Origin of the sequence: Methylobacterium currus (assembly GCF_003058325.1) — a bacterium.
Lineage (GTDB): Bacteria > Pseudomonadota > Alphaproteobacteria > Rhizobiales > Beijerinckiaceae > Methylobacterium > Methylobacterium currus.
Window position 1 is genome coordinate 5,628,051 of the sequence record NZ_CP028843.1, and the last position, 14,076, is coordinate 5,642,126.

Consider the following 14,076-nt stretch of genomic DNA (forward strand, 5'->3'; position numbering starts at 1 on the left):
CCGCATGGGCGAGATTGCGGAGCCGTTCTGGACCGATGGCGCCCAGTCAGTGCGCCTGCCGGAAGGCTGGCGCCGTGAAGGCGAAGCGGTGCAGGTGCGCCGCGAGGGAAATACGGTGATCTTGGAGCCGGTGACCCCGGAACCCAAGCCGGGGAGCTGGGACTGGTTGCAGGCGCGCATCCGGCTGCTGGATGACGACGTTCCGGCTGCCCTCGACGAGGAAGTATCCGAGCAGGTTCGCCCGGCTGCGGATCTGCCGGAGTGAAGTTCCTTCTCGATGCCAATGCGGTCTCTGCCCTGTTGCGGAACCACATCGGCATCTGGAGTCGGCTGCGTCGTATGCAGCCGACCGACATCGCCATGCCGGCGATCGTGGCCCACGAATCTCTTCTAGGGGCGCATCGCGGGCGGCATACGCGACCGACGCTGACGCAAATCAATGATACCGCCGCGTCTTCGAACGGACTCGTTCGAAGGCGCTGGCTGAGCCCGAATGGGCGCCGGCGCCGATGCGCCGGACGCTTTCGCATCGACGTGTCGATGCGAAAGCGCGATGGTATGAATTGCCCCTAGCGATCCTGCCGTTCGATGCCGCCGACGCCCACCGGGCCGGCGAGATCAGGGCGGCATTGTCCCTCGCCGGAACGCCGATCGGCCCTTCCGACGTGCTGATCGCCGGTCAGGCGAGCCAGCGAGGGACGGCACCGGTAACCCGCAACGTGAGAGAGTTCCGGCGGGTGCCCGGGCTCACGGTGGAGGATTGGGAAGCCGAGGATATCGTCCACTGACCCGGGCTTGACCACCGCACCCACCCCGGCTCAAAGCTTGAGCGGGAGCGCCGGACGGATCGGGCGGGAAGGATCGGGGATGCGGACAGGACCAGGGAGGCTCGCCCTCGTCGCCGTGGCGGGCGCCATCGTGGCTGCGGCCGGCTGCACCGAATTCTCCTACATCTCGAAGACCTATGTCGGCCTCCAGCCGCAGGTGGTCACGATCGGTTGCAACGACCCCTACGAGGTCTACGACCAGCGCCAGCAGCGCAAGGTCCTGATCGTGTCGAACCACCTGCGCGAGGTCACGGGCTGCGGCCTGGAGGGCAGGGACCCGGCCCTGACGCGCCGGCGCCGCTTCTCGGAAGCCGCCGCGACCTACCTGCGCGAGACGGCGCGGGAGACCTGCACCATCGTCGGCGAGACGGTGTTCACCGATCTCCAGACCGAGTTCGTCTATTCCTGCGCCGAGCCGATCGAGAAGCCCGGCACCAAGGTGCCGCGCCTGCCGGGCCGCTACTGAGGCCTCGGCCCCCGGGGCCTCACTCGCCGACCTTCACTCGCCGTCTTGAGCCGGCGGGTGCGGGAAGGTGCGCTCGGCCGCGTCGCCGGCCGCCGCCAGCATCGCCCGGGCGAAGCGGCGTGCCTCGGCCCGGTCGAGGGCGATCGCCGCCGTGACCGGCGCGCCGTCGAGGTCGGCGAGGTCCAGTTCGAGCCGCACGCCCGCCTCGGTCGGCGTCACCCGCAGGGTCCAGTCGCGATCGCTCATCCGTCCGCATCAGCTCTTCGAGGGCGTGAGGCCCAACCATCGGCCCTATAGACCAATTTCCGGACAGGTCGATGGGTTCGCCGCCGTTGACGGCGACAGGGCCGGCATGGTCGACCCGCGCCGGCACAAATCATGAATCGAACCGAGGAATCGCAGATGAGCGAGATCGTCTTCCGGACCGGCGAGGCCACGGTGCTGGCCGCCGAAGGCCAGTACACCGACGCGATGCCGGAGGTGCTGATCGGCTCGGTGCGCGGGCCGGTCGGCCAGGCCTTCGCCTCGATGATGGGGCAGGTCCAGGGCCACACCCGCATGTTCGTGGTGCGCGACATCAACCAGCTGGTCCGCCCGGCCACGATGATGACCACCAAGGCGACGATCCACACCGCCGAATACGTCGAACTGCTCGGCGGCGTGGTCCAGGCCGCGACCGGCGACGCCATCGTGGATTGCATCATCGAGGGCATCCTGCCCCGCGACGGGCTCGACGAGCTTTGCATGATCATCATGATCTGGCTCGACCCGCGCTGCGCCGAGGACCCGAACCTCGACCGCAAGGACCTCTACCGCACCAATTACGAGGCGACGAAGCTCGCCATCGCCCGGGCGCTGAAGGGCGAGCCGACGGTCGACGAGCTAATCGCCAACCGCCGCACCGTGCGCCACTACGCCCTCGAGGGCGTGCTCGACGACGAGGCCTAACAAGTCGTTTCCGGCGGGCATCTGCGCAGTTGACCGCAGCTTGACAGCGCCGCAAGGTGCGCCGCCCGCCACCTCGACTCCGCGCGCGGGCCGTCCATCACGCCTTGAGGCTGAACGATGCGTCCATTCCGCGCCGCGTTGATCCTGTCTGCCTATGCGGTCCTGTCCGGCCCGGGTCTCGCCCAGCAACCGCCGGCGCCGGCGGGCGGGCGCGCCGCCCCGGCGCAATCGGCCATCACGGTCTGGGACGCCCGGATCGAGGCCGGCGACCTCACCGTCTCCGGCAGCGTCGGCAAGGCCGGGGTGGTCGTCACCCTCGACGACGACATCCCGGTCACCTCGGACAAGCGCGGGCGCTTCACCCTGAAGGTTCCCTACGTGCCGCAGAACTGCGTCGCGACGCTCAAGGCCGGCGAGGCCTCGCGCGAGATCGCGATCGCGAATTGCGGCGCCACCGGCGCGCCGGGGCCGAAGGGCGATCCGGGCCCGACCGGGCCGCAGGGCATGGCCGGCCTCGCCGGGCCGCCCGGCCCGAAGGGCGAGGCCGGTCCCAAAGGGGAGGCGGGTCCCAAGGGGGATGCAGGCCCCAAGGGGGATGCAGGTCCGAAGGGTGAGCCGGGTGCTCCGGGTCCCCGCGGCGAGAAGGGCGAACGGGGACCCGCGGGGCCGCAAGGCCCGGCAGGGCCGCAGGGGCCGGCCGGATCGGCGGGAACGGCCGCCACGGCCACCGCGGCCCTGCCGTTCCGGATGCTGCGCACCGATGGCTGCGCCAAGCCGCATTGCGAACTCGTCTGCGACGAGGGCGAGACCTTCGTGTCGGCCTATTGCCTGCGCGGCGGCAACCCGAACTTCACCCGCCGGGAGAGCGGCGAGGCCGTGGCGATGTGCCCGCCCGACAGCTCCGGCATGGTCGGATTCTGCGCGAAGCTGTAACGCTTCGCCGCCGTTCTTCGACGGTTTTCCAATCCTTTGCGTCATCCCGGGGCCGCGCAGCGGAGCCCGGGATGACGCGGAGGATGTCGATGCTGTCGGGTACCCATGAACGGGCGCCGATCCGTCAGCGCTCGTCCAGCCACGCCAGCACCCCCTTCGCCGCCGCACGGCCGCTGGCGAAGCTCGCCTGGAGCAGGTAGCCGCCGGTCGGCGCCTCCCAATCCAGCATCTCGCCAGCGAGGAACGTGCCGGGGCGGCGCCGCAGCATGAGGCGCGCATCGAGATCTGCGAAGGCGACGCCGCCGGCGCTGGAGATCGCCCGCTCGATCGGCCGCAGGCCGGTGAGGCGCAGCGGTACCGCCTTGATCAGGGCCGCCAGCGCCCCTGCCTCTGCCGGCAGGTCGCGGACGGCCTCGCGCAGCAGGCCGGCCGCCGGCGGGCTCAAGCCCGCCGCCTTGCGCAGGATCGTGGCGCGGGACTCCTTCGGCCGCGCCCCGGCGATCCGGCGGGCGAGGGCGGTCGCGTCGACGTCCGGCCGCAGGTCGAGGGTGACCACCGCTTCTCCCTTCTCCTCGATCGCCTCGCGGATCGGCCGCGACAGGGCGTAGACCGCGCCGCCCTCGATCCCCTCAGTGGTGACCACCGCCTCGCCCCGCACCTGCGTGAGGCCGAGGCGCAGCGCGATCCGCTTGAGCGGTGCGCCGGCGAAGCGCTCGGCGAAGACCGGCGACCACGGCGCGGTGAAGCCCGCATTGGCCGGGCGGAGCGGGCTCACCGAAATTCCTGTCGCCTCCAGCACCGGAACCCAGGCGCCGTCGGAGCCGAGCCGCGGCCAGCTCGCGCCGCCCAGCGCCAGCACCGTCGCGTCCGCCCTCAGGCTCCCCGGGCCGTCCTCGCCCGCGAGGGCGAGCGCGCCATCCGCGTCCCAGCCGGTCCAGCGGGTGCGGGTCCGCAAGGTCACGCCGAGACGGTCGAGCCGGGCGAGCCAGGCCCGCAGCAGCGGCGATGCCTTGAAGGCCTGCGGAAACACCCGGCCGCTCGATCCGACGAAGGTCGGCTGTCCCAAGCCCTCGCACCAGTCGCGCAGGGCCTGCGGCGGAAACTCCCGGATCGCCGCGTCAAGGCGTCGCTCCGGCGGGGCGTAGCGGGCGAGGAAGCGCTCCAGCGGCTCGCTGTGGGTGAGGTTGAGGCCGCCGCGCCCGGCGATCAGCAGCTTGCGGGCCGGGGAGGGCATCCGCTCGATCACGGTGACCCGCAGGCCCGCCTCGGCCAGGATCTCGGCGGCGGAGAGGCCCGCCGGCCCGCCCCCGATCACCGCAACGGTCGCGGCCCCTTGCGCGCTCGGCTTCGTCATGCGCGCCCCAAGGCCGCGACGCAGGGCCTCCTGTCAACCTGCCGCCGGATAGGATTGCAAAAATAAGAGCGTGGCGGTCCGCTCCGCCTGCCCTTGATCCGCCGCCATCCGGGACATAAGTCGCTCCCATCGGCTGCGGGCCCCTCTGGCGAGCTGCGCTTCTCGCGCTCGTGATGTCGGAGCCGATGCTTTCCTCCTCGAAGCATCACGGTCCCGCGATGGTTGATTTTCTGTACATGACATGGCTCGGCAAGCCGGTCTGGATGTGGCTCGGCTTCCACGCCATCATCTTCATCCTGCTCGCCCTCGATCTCGGTCTCCTGCATCGCGACAAGAGCCGCGAGATCGGCGTGAAGGAGAGCCTGCTCCTCACCGCCTTCTATCTCACCCTCGGCCTCATCTTCGGCGGCTGGGTCTGGTGGTATATCGGCCCGCAGGCGGGGCAGGAGTACCTGGCCGGACTCGTGGTCGAGAAGTCGCTGTCGATGGACAACGTCTTCGTGATCGCGGTGATCTTCGGGTATCTCGGCATTCCCCGCAACGCGCAGCACCGGGTGCTTTTGTGGGGCATCCTGGCGGCGATCGTGCTGCGCGGCCTGATGATCGGGCTCGGCGCCGCCCTCGTCCACCAGGCCGAATGGGTGCTGACGATCTTCGCCGCCTTCCTGATCTATGCCGGCATCAAGATGCTGGTCTCCGGCGACGAGGAGGAGGGCGAGAACAAATCCGCCGACCGCTTCACCGCGTTCATGCGCAAGCACATGCGCGTGACCGACCAGCTCGACGGCCAGAACTTCACTACCCGCCGGCCCGATCCGAGCACCGGCAAGCCGGTGCGCTGGCTCACCCCGCTCGCCCTCGCGCTGGTTCTGGTGAACGGCGCCGACGTGATCTTCGCCGTTGACAGCGTCCCGGCGATCTTCGCCATTACCACCGACACCTACGTGGTCTACACCTCGAACATCTTCGCGATCCTGGGACTTCGTGCGCTCTACTTCGCCCTCGCGGCGATGGTCGACCGCTTCGCCTACCTGAAGACGGCCCTCGCCCTAATCCTGATCTTCATCGGCCTGAAGATCGTGGTGGCGGACACGTTCGGGCTGATCGAGATCCAGCCCTGGGTCGCCCTGGTGGTCACCGTGGTCCTGCTCGCCGGTGGAGTCGTCTACAGCCTCTGGCGCACCCGCGGCGCGGCGGGGGCACCCGCCGCCGTCCCGCCCCGGGCCGAGGTGCCGCACGAACGGCTCGGCAGCAGCCACGGGTGAGTGGGGCTTGGGGTTGAGGGGGGCGCTGCGGCGGCCCCCTTTCGATTGGGCTCATCGGACCGCAGCAGACGCTCACACGGCTTTCGTTCGGGAGCCTGCTTGCATCTCCCCCACAGCCATCACTGACCCTCGGGGTCATTCCGGGCTCCGCTTCGCGGCCCCGGAATGACGAGGGACGGGTGTGACGGTCCCTCGGAAGCCTGACCGAAGGTCGGCCCCTTAGAGCAACGTCCCCCTCAGGATCACCAGCGCCACCGTGAAGTAGATCACCAGGCCCGACACGTCGACGAGCGTCGCGACGAACGGGGCCGAGGCGGTGGCCGGGTCGAAGCCGACGCGCTGGAGGATGAAGGGCAGCATCGAGCCGGTGAGCGAGCCGAACAGCACGATGCCGACGAGCGCAGTGCCGACGGTGGCGGCGACCAGGAACCAGTGCTCGCCGTAATCGTAGAAGCCGAGCTTCTGCCAGATCACGATCCGCACCACGCCGATCGTGCCGAGGATCGCCCCGAGCGTCAGGCCGGCGGGGATCTCGCGGAGCGCCACCCGCCACCAGTCGCGCAGGCGCACCTGGTGCAGGGCGAGCGCCCGGATCAGCAGCGAGGTCGCCTGCGAGCCCGAATTGCCGCCCGAGCTCATGATGAGCGGGATGAACAGGGTCAGGACCAGGGCCTTCTCCAGTTCGCCCTCGAACCCCTGCATCGCGCTGGCGGTGAGCATCTCGGACAGGAACAGCACGCAGAGCCAGCCGGCCCGCTTGCGGATCATGGTCAGGAAGTTGATCGACATGTAGGGCTCGTCGAGCGCCTCCATGCCGCCGAAGCGCTGCACGTCCTCGGTCTGCTTCTGGATCATCGCGTCGATCACGTCGTCGACGGTGACGATGCCGACGACGTGGTTCGACGCATCGACCACCGGCACGGCGAGGAGGTCGTATTTCGAGATCAGCCGGGCCGCCTCGTCGCGGCTGGCATCGGCCGAAACCACCACCGGGCGGCGGTTCGGCGCCACCGACAGGATGTTGTCCTCGGGGTTACCGGTGATCAGGCGGCGCAGGGGCACCGCCTTGGCGAGCGCCCCGGTGCGCGGATCGAGCACGAAGATCGAGTAGACGGTCTCGCGGGTGCGCTCGACCTTGCGGATGTAGTCGAGGGTGAGCCCGACGGTCCAGGTCGTCGGCACGGCGACGAACTCGGTCGTCATGATCGAGCCGACGCTCTCCTCCGGATAGGCGATCAGCTTGTCGACCGCGCCGCGGGTCTCGGCATCGAGGCGGGCGCGCAGGTCCGAGCGGCCCGGCTCCTCGATCTCCCGGATCACGTCGGTGACCCGGTCGGCCGACATGCCCGACAGGAACGAGGCGACGCGGTCGCGCGGCAGCATCTCGATGATGTCGGGCGCGCAGTCGAGCTCGGGCTGGTCCAGCACCTCGACGGCGCGCTCGTGCGGCAGGCTCAGCAGGATGGCGGCCGCGACCTCCGGCGCCTCCCGGTTCAGGGCCTCGACGATGTCGGGGGCGCTCTCGTCGGCGAGGCGCGCAGCGAGGGTGGCGGGCTCGACGGGGACGTCGATCACAGTGTCGGTCATGGCTCACCTGTTGGGGCGCGGGCGTCGGCCGGCCGTCCCCGGCCGGTCGCGGTGAGCCGCCGGAGGCGAAGCGCGCGGGACCTCAGGCCGGAGACGGCAAGGGCGGTCGACTGTGACTGTCGCTCGGCATGGGGTTGAGGTTGTCCGGGGATGCAGGGGCGCGAGAGCGCGCCGCGAGCGGCCCGTCACTGCGCCGAGCCGCCGCCTGCGTCAAGAGGGGAACCGTGGGCGCAGGATCGGGATTCGTCATCCGGGCATTCACCAGCCCGGAGCCTCTGGAAACATTAGGGAAATCTTCCATGAGCCCGGGCCGCCGCGGGAGCCACGATGGCCACGACACGCGTCCGCACCTTCTCGGATTTCGCCGCCTCGGTCGCGCGGGCGGCGGGCCGTCCCGGCACTTTCGCGGCGAGCCTGCTCCTGATCGCGGTCTGGGCGGTGACGGGCCCGCTGTTCCACTACTCGGACACGTGGCAGCTGATCATCAACACCGGCACGACGATCGTGACGTTCCTGATGGTCTTCCTGATCCAGAACACCCAGAACCGCGACGGTGCGGCGATCCAGGCCAAGCTCGACGAGCTGATCCGGGCGAGCGCGGCCCAGAACGCCTATATCGGCATCGAGCACCTGACCGAGGAGGAGCTGGACGTCCTGCGCGCCCGCTGCGAGGCGCGGGCGAGGAACTTCCATCTCGGCGACGTGGCGGATGCCGCCGAGGAGACCGCCAACGCCAAGGCCGCGGCGGCGGCCCGGGCCGCGACGGGGGCGTGAGCCCGCTCACGCGCAGAGCTGGCGCCAGGTATCAGTGCGGGGACATGTATCAGCGTCGGACGCCTCGGCCTCGTTCGCCATCATCCGGGCGAGGCGCAGGATATCGGCGATCACGAAGGGCTTCGTGACGAAGGTGCTGCCGGGCACGGCCGGGCGTTTCAGGGTGGCGGTGGTCGAGGAATAGATCACCGGCCGGTGCGGCTGGATCTCTCGGTAGGCCTCGGCCACGTGCCAGCCGTCGATGGGGCCGGGGAGCCGGATGTCGGTCAGGAGCCAGCCGATCCGCGAGCCGTGCTGGCGCAGCAGAGCCAGTGCCGCCTCGCCGCTCGCCGCACCCAGCGTCGCGACGCCGTGCTGCTCGCACAGGGTCACCAGCAGCTCGAGCAGCATGTAGCTGTCCTCGACGATCAGGACGCAGGGCCTGGGCGCCGGCCAGGACGTCGGCAGGGGGTCGAGCATCACGGGAGAATCTCGATCGTCGATCCGGCGACGGTCGGCTCTCTTGGTTAACGAAGCGTCAACGGGCGTGATGTTGTGAGAATGCAACATCCGCCGGGCGTTCATCGCGACCGCATCCCGCGCCGCAGCGTAGCCGTATTTGCGCGGTGTCTGGGGCTCACCGCGCGCCGTCGCCGAGGCTCGGCCTTGAGGCGGCGGAAGCGGCGGTCCCGCTTGAGGCGCAAGGCCCCGTCAAGGTTGACGGAACCTTCGCTTAACCGGCCGGGGCTATGGACGATCGCGTGTCGTGAAGCGGCGTCGCCGGGCTCCTCGTGCGGTTCGGGCCTCGCCGGGTGCGGTCTCGTCGGAGGACCGCCAGAGGAGTTTGAGTCGATGCCGCTGCCGCTCGCGCCCCTGCGTGCGCTCAAGATCACCGCCGCTCTCGGGCTCGCCCTGTCGATGGCGGCCTGCGCGAGCAACAACGACCTTGCCGACGCCTCGGCGGCCTACGGAGCCGGGGGAGCCGGAGGGATGGGCGGCCGCGGCGGTCCCGCGACGCCGGGCAGCGCCCAGGATTTCGTGGTCAATATCGGCGACCGGGTCTTCTTCGAGTCCGACTCGACCGACTTGAGCGCCACCGCCACCGCCACCCTCGACAAGCAGGCGCAGTGGCTGTCGCGCTACCCGCGCTACACGTTCCTGATCGAGGGCCATGCCGACGAGCGCGGCACCCGCGAGTACAACTTCTCCCTCGGCGCCCGCCGCGCCCAGGCGGTGCGGGACTACCTCGCCTCCCGGGGCATCGGGTCGAACCGCATGCGCACCGTCTCCTACGGCAAGGAGCGCCCGGTGGCGGTCTGCAACGACATCTCGTGCTGGTCGCAGAACCGCCGCGCCGTCACGGTGCTGGACGGCGGCGCCGGCTCGTGAGGCAGGGGCGGCGCGAGCCGCCCTGTTCCGGAGCCGGACGAGGCGGCCCGAGCCGCCCTGTTCCCGAACTGGAAAAGGCGGTGCGCCGCCTCGTGACCGAGATGGACGGGGCGGCCTTGCGCCGTCCCTTTTGCCCGGAGGCGCGGCATCTGCTAACCCGCGCTCCCGAGTGCGGACCCGCCGCCTGACCCGAGCCGTGATGCGCCCCGCCATGCTTCGCCGCCTGCTCCTCGCCCCCCTCGCCGTCTCAGGTCTGGCCCTCGCCGCCGCGTGCCCGGCCGCGGCCCAGGACGCCGCCGAGTTCGTGGTGCGCCTCAACCGGCTGGAGAACCAGTCGCGCCAGATGGCGGGCCAGATCGAGTCGCTCCAATATGAGAACCGCCAGCTCAAGGAGCAGCTGCGCAAGTTCCAGGAGGACGTCGAGTTCCGCTTCCAGGAGCAGAAGGGTGGGCAGCGCCCGGCTGCCGCGACCCCGCAGCCGAAGCCCCAGAAGCGCAGCGACGCCTTCGACCCGTCCCAGAACCCCGGCGCGCCGGGTGCACCCCAGGCGCTTGGCAGCACCCAGGGGTCGGGCGCCGCGACGCCCTCGCAGGCGCCGCGATCCGCGGCCGCCGCCGCCGCGACCCCGAGCACCACCGCCGCCCTCGCCCCGCCCCGGGCCGCCATCGAGGACGACACGCCCGATTACGGCGAGCCGGTGGACCTGCGCCCGCCGTCCCGCCCGGCCGCCGCCGCTCCGGCCCCGGCGCCGCGGCCCTCGGCCAGCGTCGCCGCCACCGGCACCGGCGACGCGAAGGCCGATTACGAGGTGGCCTACGCCTACGTGCTGCAGCGCCAATACGAGCAGGCCGAGATGAGCCTGCGCCAGTTCATCCAGTCGCATCCCCGCGATGCCCTGGTGCCGGACGCGACCTACTGGCTCGGCGAGAGCTACTTGCAGCGCAACCGCACCCGCGAGGCGGCCGAGCAGTTCCTGAAGGTCTCGACCGACTATGCCCGCTCGCGCAAGGCGCCGGACGCGATGCTGAAGCTCGGTGCCTCGCTCAACGCCCTCGGTGCCCGCGAGCAGGCCTGCGCCACCCTGGCGGAGCTGGAGCGCAAGTTCCCGCAGGCCTCCTCGACCGTCAAGCAGGGGGTCGACCGGGAGCAGCGGCGCGCGCGCTGCGCGGCGTGAGCCAGGCAACGTGACCCAAGCAACGTGAGCCCAGCGGCGTGAGCCGCCCGGACGGATCCTCTCCCGACGAACCGCTCGGGCCGGCCGAGGGCGCCGCTCTCCTGAAGCCCTGGATCGGTCGCGGCGCCGCCTACCGGGGCGCCGTGCTGGCCGTATCGGGCGGGCCCGATTCGACGGCGCTGATGGGCTGCGCCGCCCTCTGCGGAGCCGGGATTCCCCTCGTCGTCGCCACCGTCGATCACGGCCTGCGCCCCGCCTCCGCCGCCGAGGCGGAGGAGGTCGCCGGCCTCGCCGCCCGGCTCGGCTTCGCCCACCGGGTCCTCGCCTGGACCGGCCCGAAACCGCCGGCCCGCCTCCAGGAGGCGGCCCGGGCGGCGCGCTACCGCCTGCTCGCCGACCTCGCCCGCGAAGCCGGCGTCGATCTCGTCCTCACCGCCCACACCCTCGACGACCAGGCCGAGACCGTACTGATGCGCCTCTGCGCCGGATCCGGTCCGGCCGGCCTCGCCGGGATGGCGCCGGCGCGGGCCCTGGACGGCCTGACCCTCGGCCGGCCCTTCCTGGGCATCCCGAAAGCCCGCCTCGTCGCCACCTGCGAGGACCAGGGCTGGCCGTTCGTGCGCGATCCCTCCAACATCGACCCACGCTTCGGCCGTGCGCGCCTGCGGCGGCTGCTGCCGCTCCTCGCCGAGGAAGGGCTGACTGCGGAGCGCCTCGCCCGCCTTGCCGCGCGCCTTCGCCGCGACGAGGCGGCGCTGGGCGATGCCGCCGAGGCGGCCCTGAGCGACCTCCGGCGCTCCGATCCGGGCGGGGAGGGGCGCCTCGTCCTCGACGGGACCGGCCTCGCGGCCCTGCCGGAAGCGGTGGCCCTGAGGTCCGTCGCGCTCGCCGTCGTGGCCTTCCAGGGCGACGCGGGACGACAGGGCGAGGCGCCGGCCTATCCGCCGCGCCTGGAACGGCTGGAGCGGATCGTCCTCGGCGAGATCCTGCCCGCCCTGCGGCAGGGCCTCCCCTGCCGGCGCACCGTCGCGGGCCTCCTCCTGGCGGCCGGCGGCGGCCGGCTGACCCTCAGCCCGGCGCCTCCGCGGCGCCCGCCGGGCCTGCATTCGACCTGACGTCCGGCCCGGCCCGCCGGCCTGCGGTGCCGCAGGCGCGGGCGATTACTTGGCAAGCCCCGGGCGGGTGCCTACATTGCGATCCGAGTGCCGGTGCCCAACCCCAGCACGCCCGCACGGTACCGCGCTCCTCAGGGATTGACTCTTCGATGAACCCCAATTTCCGCAATTTCGCCCTGTGGGTCGTCATCTTCCTGCTGGTGCTGGCCCTCGTGACCCTGTTCCAGAACCCGGGTCACCGCTCGGGCGGCGGGGAGATCGCCTACAGCCAGCTCCTGAACGACGCCGAGGCGGGCCGCATCCAGAGCGTGGTCATCTCCGGCCAGGAGGTGAGCGGCACCTATACGAGCGGCGGCACGTTCTCGACCTACGCGCCCAACGATCCCTCGCTGGTGTCGAAGCTCCAGGGCAAGGGCGTGACCATCACGGCCCGTCCGCCCTCCGACAACACGCCGTGGTTCATCGCGCTGCTGGTCAACTGGCTGCCGATCCTGGTGTTCATCGGGGCCTGGATCTTCCTGTCGCGCCAGATGCAGTCCGGCGCCGGCCGGGCCATGGGCTTCGGCAAGTCCAAGGCGAAGCTCCTGACCGAGGCGCATGGCCGCGTGACCTTCGAGGACGTGGCGGGCGTCGACGAGGCCAAGGAGGACCTGCAGGAGATCGTCGAGTTCCTGCGCGACCCGCAGAAGTTCCAGCGGCTTGGCGGCCGCATCCCGCGCGGCGTGCTGCTGGTCGGCCCCCCCGGCACCGGCAAGACCCTGATCGCCCGGGCGGTCGCGGGCGAGGCCAACGTGCCGTTCTTCACCATCTCAGGGTCGGACTTCGTCGAGATGTTCGTCGGCGTCGGCGCCAGCCGCGTCCGCGACATGTTCGACCAGGCGAAGAAGAACGCCCCCTGCATCATCTTCATCGACGAGATTGACGCCGTCGGCCGGCATCGCGGCGCGGGCCTCGGGGGCGGCAACGACGAGCGCGAGCAGACCCTCAACCAGCTCCTCGTGGAAATGGACGGCTTCGAGGCCAACGAGGGCATCATCATCATCGCGGCGACGAACCGTCCCGACGTGCTCGATCCGGCGCTGCTGCGCCCCGGCCGCTTCGACCGCCAGATCATCGTGCCGAACCCGGATGTGATCGGCCGCGAGCGCATCCTGCGCGTCCATGTCCGCAAGGTGCCGCTCTCGCCCGACGTCGACCTCAAGGTGATCGCCCGCGGCACCCCCGGCTTCTCGGGCGCCGACCTGATGAACCTCGTCAACGAGGCGGCGCTGCTGGCGGCCCGCCGCGGCAAGCGCATCGTCACGATGCACGAGTTCGAGGACGCCAAGGACAAGGTGATGATGGGTGCCGAGCGGCGCACCCTCGTCATGACCGAGGACGAGAAGCGGCTCACCGCCTATCACGAGGGCGGCCACGCCATCGTGGCCTTCAACGTCCCGGCGACCGACCCGGTGCACAAGGCGACGATCATCCCCCGCGGCCGGGCGCTCGGCATGGTCATGCAGCTGCCGGAGCGCGACAAGCTGTCGATGTCCTTCGAGCAGATGACCTCGCGCCTCGCCATCATGATGGGCGGCCGCGTCGCCGAGGAGATGATCTTCGGCCACGACAAGGTCACCTCCGGCGCGCAGTCGGACATCGAGCAGGCGACGCGGCTGGCCCGCATGATGGTGACCCGCTGGGGCTTCAGCCCTGAGCTCGGCACCGTCGCCTACGGCGAGAACAACGACGAGGTCTTCCTCGGCATGCAGGTCAACCGGCAGCAGAACGTGTCGGAAGCCACCGCCCAGAAGATCGACGCCGAGGTTCGCCGCCTGGTCGAGGCCGGCCTGCAGGATGCCCGCCGCATCCTCAGCGAGCGCCGCGAGGACCTCGAGGCCCTGGCCCGCGGCCTCCTCGAATACGAGACTCTGTCGGGCGACGAGATCCGCGACCTCCTCGACGGCAAGCCGCCGGTGCGCGACGCCGGCGACTACCCGACGAACCCGACCCGGGGCTCGCCGGTCCCCTCCGCCGGCCGCGGCCGGCCGCGGGAGAATGACGGCGGCTACGAGCCGCAGCCGCAGGCCTGAGCGGCAGCCGCCGTGGCCCGAGCGGCGCGGAATCCACACTGCTCGATGATTCGGGCAAGGGGCGGCGGGAGCGATCCCGCCGCCCCTTGTCGTTGCAAGACAGCCTCAAAATAACCCAGACCACGTGTGACGCCCATTCGGGATGGCAGCACCGCGGCCTTGCGCGGCGCTGCCCGCCGGCGGCCGGGACGGC

Annotated in this window: 15 protein-coding genes; 11 read left to right on the top strand and 4 right to left on the bottom strand. The window is 71.1% G+C overall.

What is annotated here, in order from left to right; all coding sequences use genetic code 11:
* Window positions 1-4 precede the first annotated feature (4 nt).
* The 3 genes from DA075_RS25915 to DA075_RS25925 all read left to right on the top strand — a co-directional run bounded on the left by DA075_RS25915 (window position 5) and on the right by DA075_RS25925 (window position 1,293).
* Window positions 5-265 (top strand): antitoxin, encoded by a 261-nt coding sequence (locus tag DA075_RS25915; protein ID WP_099955682.1) that lies wholly within the window; start codon window positions 5-7, stop codon window positions 263-265.
* A gap of 244 nt (window positions 266-509) precedes the next feature.
* The gene (locus DA075_RS25920; RefSeq protein ID WP_123834434.1) at window positions 510-788 is read left to right on the top strand and encodes a PIN domain-containing protein; all 279 of its coding nucleotides are present in this window, start codon (window positions 510-512) and stop codon (window positions 786-788) included.
* A 79-nt stretch (window positions 789-867) separates the two neighbouring features.
* The gene (locus DA075_RS25925; protein ID WP_099955684.1) at window positions 868-1,293 is read left to right on the top strand and encodes a hypothetical protein; all 426 of its coding nucleotides are present in this window, start codon (window positions 868-870) and stop codon (window positions 1,291-1,293) included.
* Between the two features lie 33 nt (window positions 1,294-1,326).
* Here the strand turns inward: DA075_RS25925 and DA075_RS25930 are convergent, their stop codons facing one another.
* On the bottom strand, window positions 1,327-1,539 hold the full coding sequence (locus DA075_RS25930) for a hypothetical protein (protein ID WP_099955685.1): 213 nt from the start codon (window positions 1,537-1,539) through the stop codon (window positions 1,327-1,329).
* 156 nt (window positions 1,540-1,695) lie between these two features.
* Here DA075_RS25930 and DA075_RS25935 point away from each other — a divergent pair, with 156 nt between their 5' ends.
* Entirely contained in the window at window positions 1,696-2,241 is a 546-nt protein-coding gene (locus DA075_RS25935; RefSeq protein WP_099955686.1) for a formaldehyde-activating enzyme, read from the top strand.
* Between the two features lie 117 nt (window positions 2,242-2,358).
* On the top strand, window positions 2,359-3,174 hold the full coding sequence (locus DA075_RS25940; protein ID WP_099955687.1) for a collagen-like protein: 816 nt from the start codon (window positions 2,359-2,361) through the stop codon (window positions 3,172-3,174).
* 124 nt (window positions 3,175-3,298) lie between these two features.
* Here DA075_RS25940 and DA075_RS25945 read toward each other — a convergent pair whose 3' ends face one another.
* The gene (locus DA075_RS25945) at window positions 3,299-4,528 is read right to left on the bottom strand and encodes a BaiN/RdsA family NAD(P)/FAD-dependent oxidoreductase (protein WP_099955688.1); all 1,230 of its coding nucleotides are present in this window, start codon (window positions 4,526-4,528) and stop codon (window positions 3,299-3,301) included.
* 218 nt (window positions 4,529-4,746) lie between these two features.
* On the opposite strand from DA075_RS25945, the gene DA075_RS25950 reads away from it, so the two are divergent.
* Window positions 4,747-5,793 (top strand): TerC family protein, encoded by a 1,047-nt coding sequence (locus DA075_RS25950; protein ID WP_099956809.1) that lies wholly within the window; start codon window positions 4,747-4,749, stop codon window positions 5,791-5,793.
* A gap of 219 nt (window positions 5,794-6,012) precedes the next feature.
* Here the strand turns inward: DA075_RS25950 and mgtE are convergent, their stop codons facing one another.
* Window positions 6,013-7,380, bottom strand: a complete 1,368-nt coding sequence (gene mgtE, locus DA075_RS25955) for a magnesium transporter (protein WP_099955689.1) — start codon at window positions 7,378-7,380, stop codon at window positions 6,013-6,015.
* A gap of 327 nt (window positions 7,381-7,707) precedes the next feature.
* Between mgtE and DA075_RS25960 the strand changes: the two genes are divergently transcribed.
* Complete coding sequence (locus tag DA075_RS25960) at window positions 7,708-8,154, top strand: low affinity iron permease family protein (protein ID WP_099955690.1); 447 nt, start codon at window positions 7,708-7,710, stop codon at window positions 8,152-8,154.
* A 6-nt stretch (window positions 8,155-8,160) separates the two neighbouring features.
* Here DA075_RS25960 and DA075_RS25965 read toward each other — a convergent pair whose 3' ends face one another.
* Entirely contained in the window at window positions 8,161-8,613 is a 453-nt protein-coding gene (locus tag DA075_RS25965; protein WP_099955691.1) for a response regulator, read from the bottom strand.
* A 372-nt stretch (window positions 8,614-8,985) separates the two neighbouring features.
* On the opposite strand from DA075_RS25965, the gene pal reads away from it, so the two are divergent.
* The 4 genes from pal (at window position 8,986) to ftsH (ending at window position 13,883) form a co-directional block, all read left to right on the top strand.
* Entirely contained in the window at window positions 8,986-9,522 is a 537-nt protein-coding gene (gene pal / locus DA075_RS25970) for a peptidoglycan-associated lipoprotein Pal (RefSeq protein ID WP_099955692.1), read from the top strand.
* Window positions 9,523-9,733: 211 nt separating this feature from the next.
* A complete protein-coding gene (gene ybgF / locus DA075_RS25975; RefSeq protein ID WP_099956810.1) occupies window positions 9,734-10,696 on the top strand; it encodes a tol-pal system protein YbgF in 963 nt (320 codons plus the stop codon).
* Window positions 10,697-10,734: 38 nt separating this feature from the next.
* A complete protein-coding gene (gene tilS, locus DA075_RS25980; protein ID WP_099955693.1) occupies window positions 10,735-11,811 on the top strand; it encodes a tRNA lysidine(34) synthetase TilS in 1,077 nt (358 codons plus the stop codon).
* A 149-nt stretch (window positions 11,812-11,960) separates the two neighbouring features.
* Window positions 11,961-13,883, top strand: coding sequence for an ATP-dependent zinc metalloprotease FtsH (gene ftsH, locus DA075_RS25985; RefSeq protein WP_099955694.1), 1,923 nt, complete (start codon window positions 11,961-11,963; stop codon window positions 13,881-13,883).
* The last annotated feature ends 193 nt before the right edge of the window (window positions 13,884-14,076 follow it).

What these genes read in the sequence shown, in the direction of transcription:
- DA075_RS25960 (WP_099955690.1), top strand. Translation starts at nt 7,708, where the DNA reads ATGGCCACGACACGCGTCCGCACCTTCTCGGATTTCGCCGCCTCGGTC.
- DA075_RS25935 (WP_099955686.1), top strand. Translation starts at nt 1,696, where the DNA reads ATGAGCGAGATCGTCTTCCGGACCGGCGAGGCCACGGTGCTGGCCGCC.
- DA075_RS25940 (WP_099955687.1), top strand. Translation starts at nt 2,359, where the DNA reads ATGCGTCCATTCCGCGCCGCGTTGATCCTGTCTGCCTATGCGGTCCTG.
- DA075_RS25945 (WP_099955688.1), bottom strand. Translation starts at nt 4,528, where the DNA reads ATGACGAAGCCGAGCGCGCAAGGGGCCGCGACCGTTGCGGTGATCGGG.
- mgtE (WP_099955689.1), bottom strand. Translation starts at nt 7,380, where the DNA reads ATGACCGACACTGTGATCGACGTCCCCGTCGAGCCCGCCACCCTCGCT.
- DA075_RS25930 (WP_099955685.1), bottom strand. Translation starts at nt 1,539, where the DNA reads ATGAGCGATCGCGACTGGACCCTGCGGGTGACGCCGACCGAGGCGGGC.
- DA075_RS25925 (WP_099955684.1), top strand. Translation starts at nt 868, where the DNA reads ATGCGGACAGGACCAGGGAGGCTCGCCCTCGTCGCCGTGGCGGGCGCC.
- ftsH (WP_099955694.1), top strand. Translation starts at nt 11,961, where the DNA reads ATGAACCCCAATTTCCGCAATTTCGCCCTGTGGGTCGTCATCTTCCTG.
- DA075_RS25915 (WP_099955682.1), top strand. Translation starts at nt 5, where the DNA reads ATGGGCGAGATTGCGGAGCCGTTCTGGACCGATGGCGCCCAGTCAGTG.
- ybgF (WP_099956810.1), top strand. Translation starts at nt 9,734, where the DNA reads ATGCTTCGCCGCCTGCTCCTCGCCCCCCTCGCCGTCTCAGGTCTGGCC.
- DA075_RS25950 (WP_099956809.1), top strand. Translation starts at nt 4,747, where the DNA reads ATGGTTGATTTTCTGTACATGACATGGCTCGGCAAGCCGGTCTGGATG.
- DA075_RS25920 (WP_123834434.1), top strand. Translation starts at nt 510, where the DNA reads ATGCGCCGGACGCTTTCGCATCGACGTGTCGATGCGAAAGCGCGATGG.
- DA075_RS25965 (WP_099955691.1), bottom strand. Translation starts at nt 8,613, where the DNA reads ATGCTCGACCCCCTGCCGACGTCCTGGCCGGCGCCCAGGCCCTGCGTC.
- pal (WP_099955692.1), top strand. Translation starts at nt 8,986, where the DNA reads ATGCCGCTGCCGCTCGCGCCCCTGCGTGCGCTCAAGATCACCGCCGCT.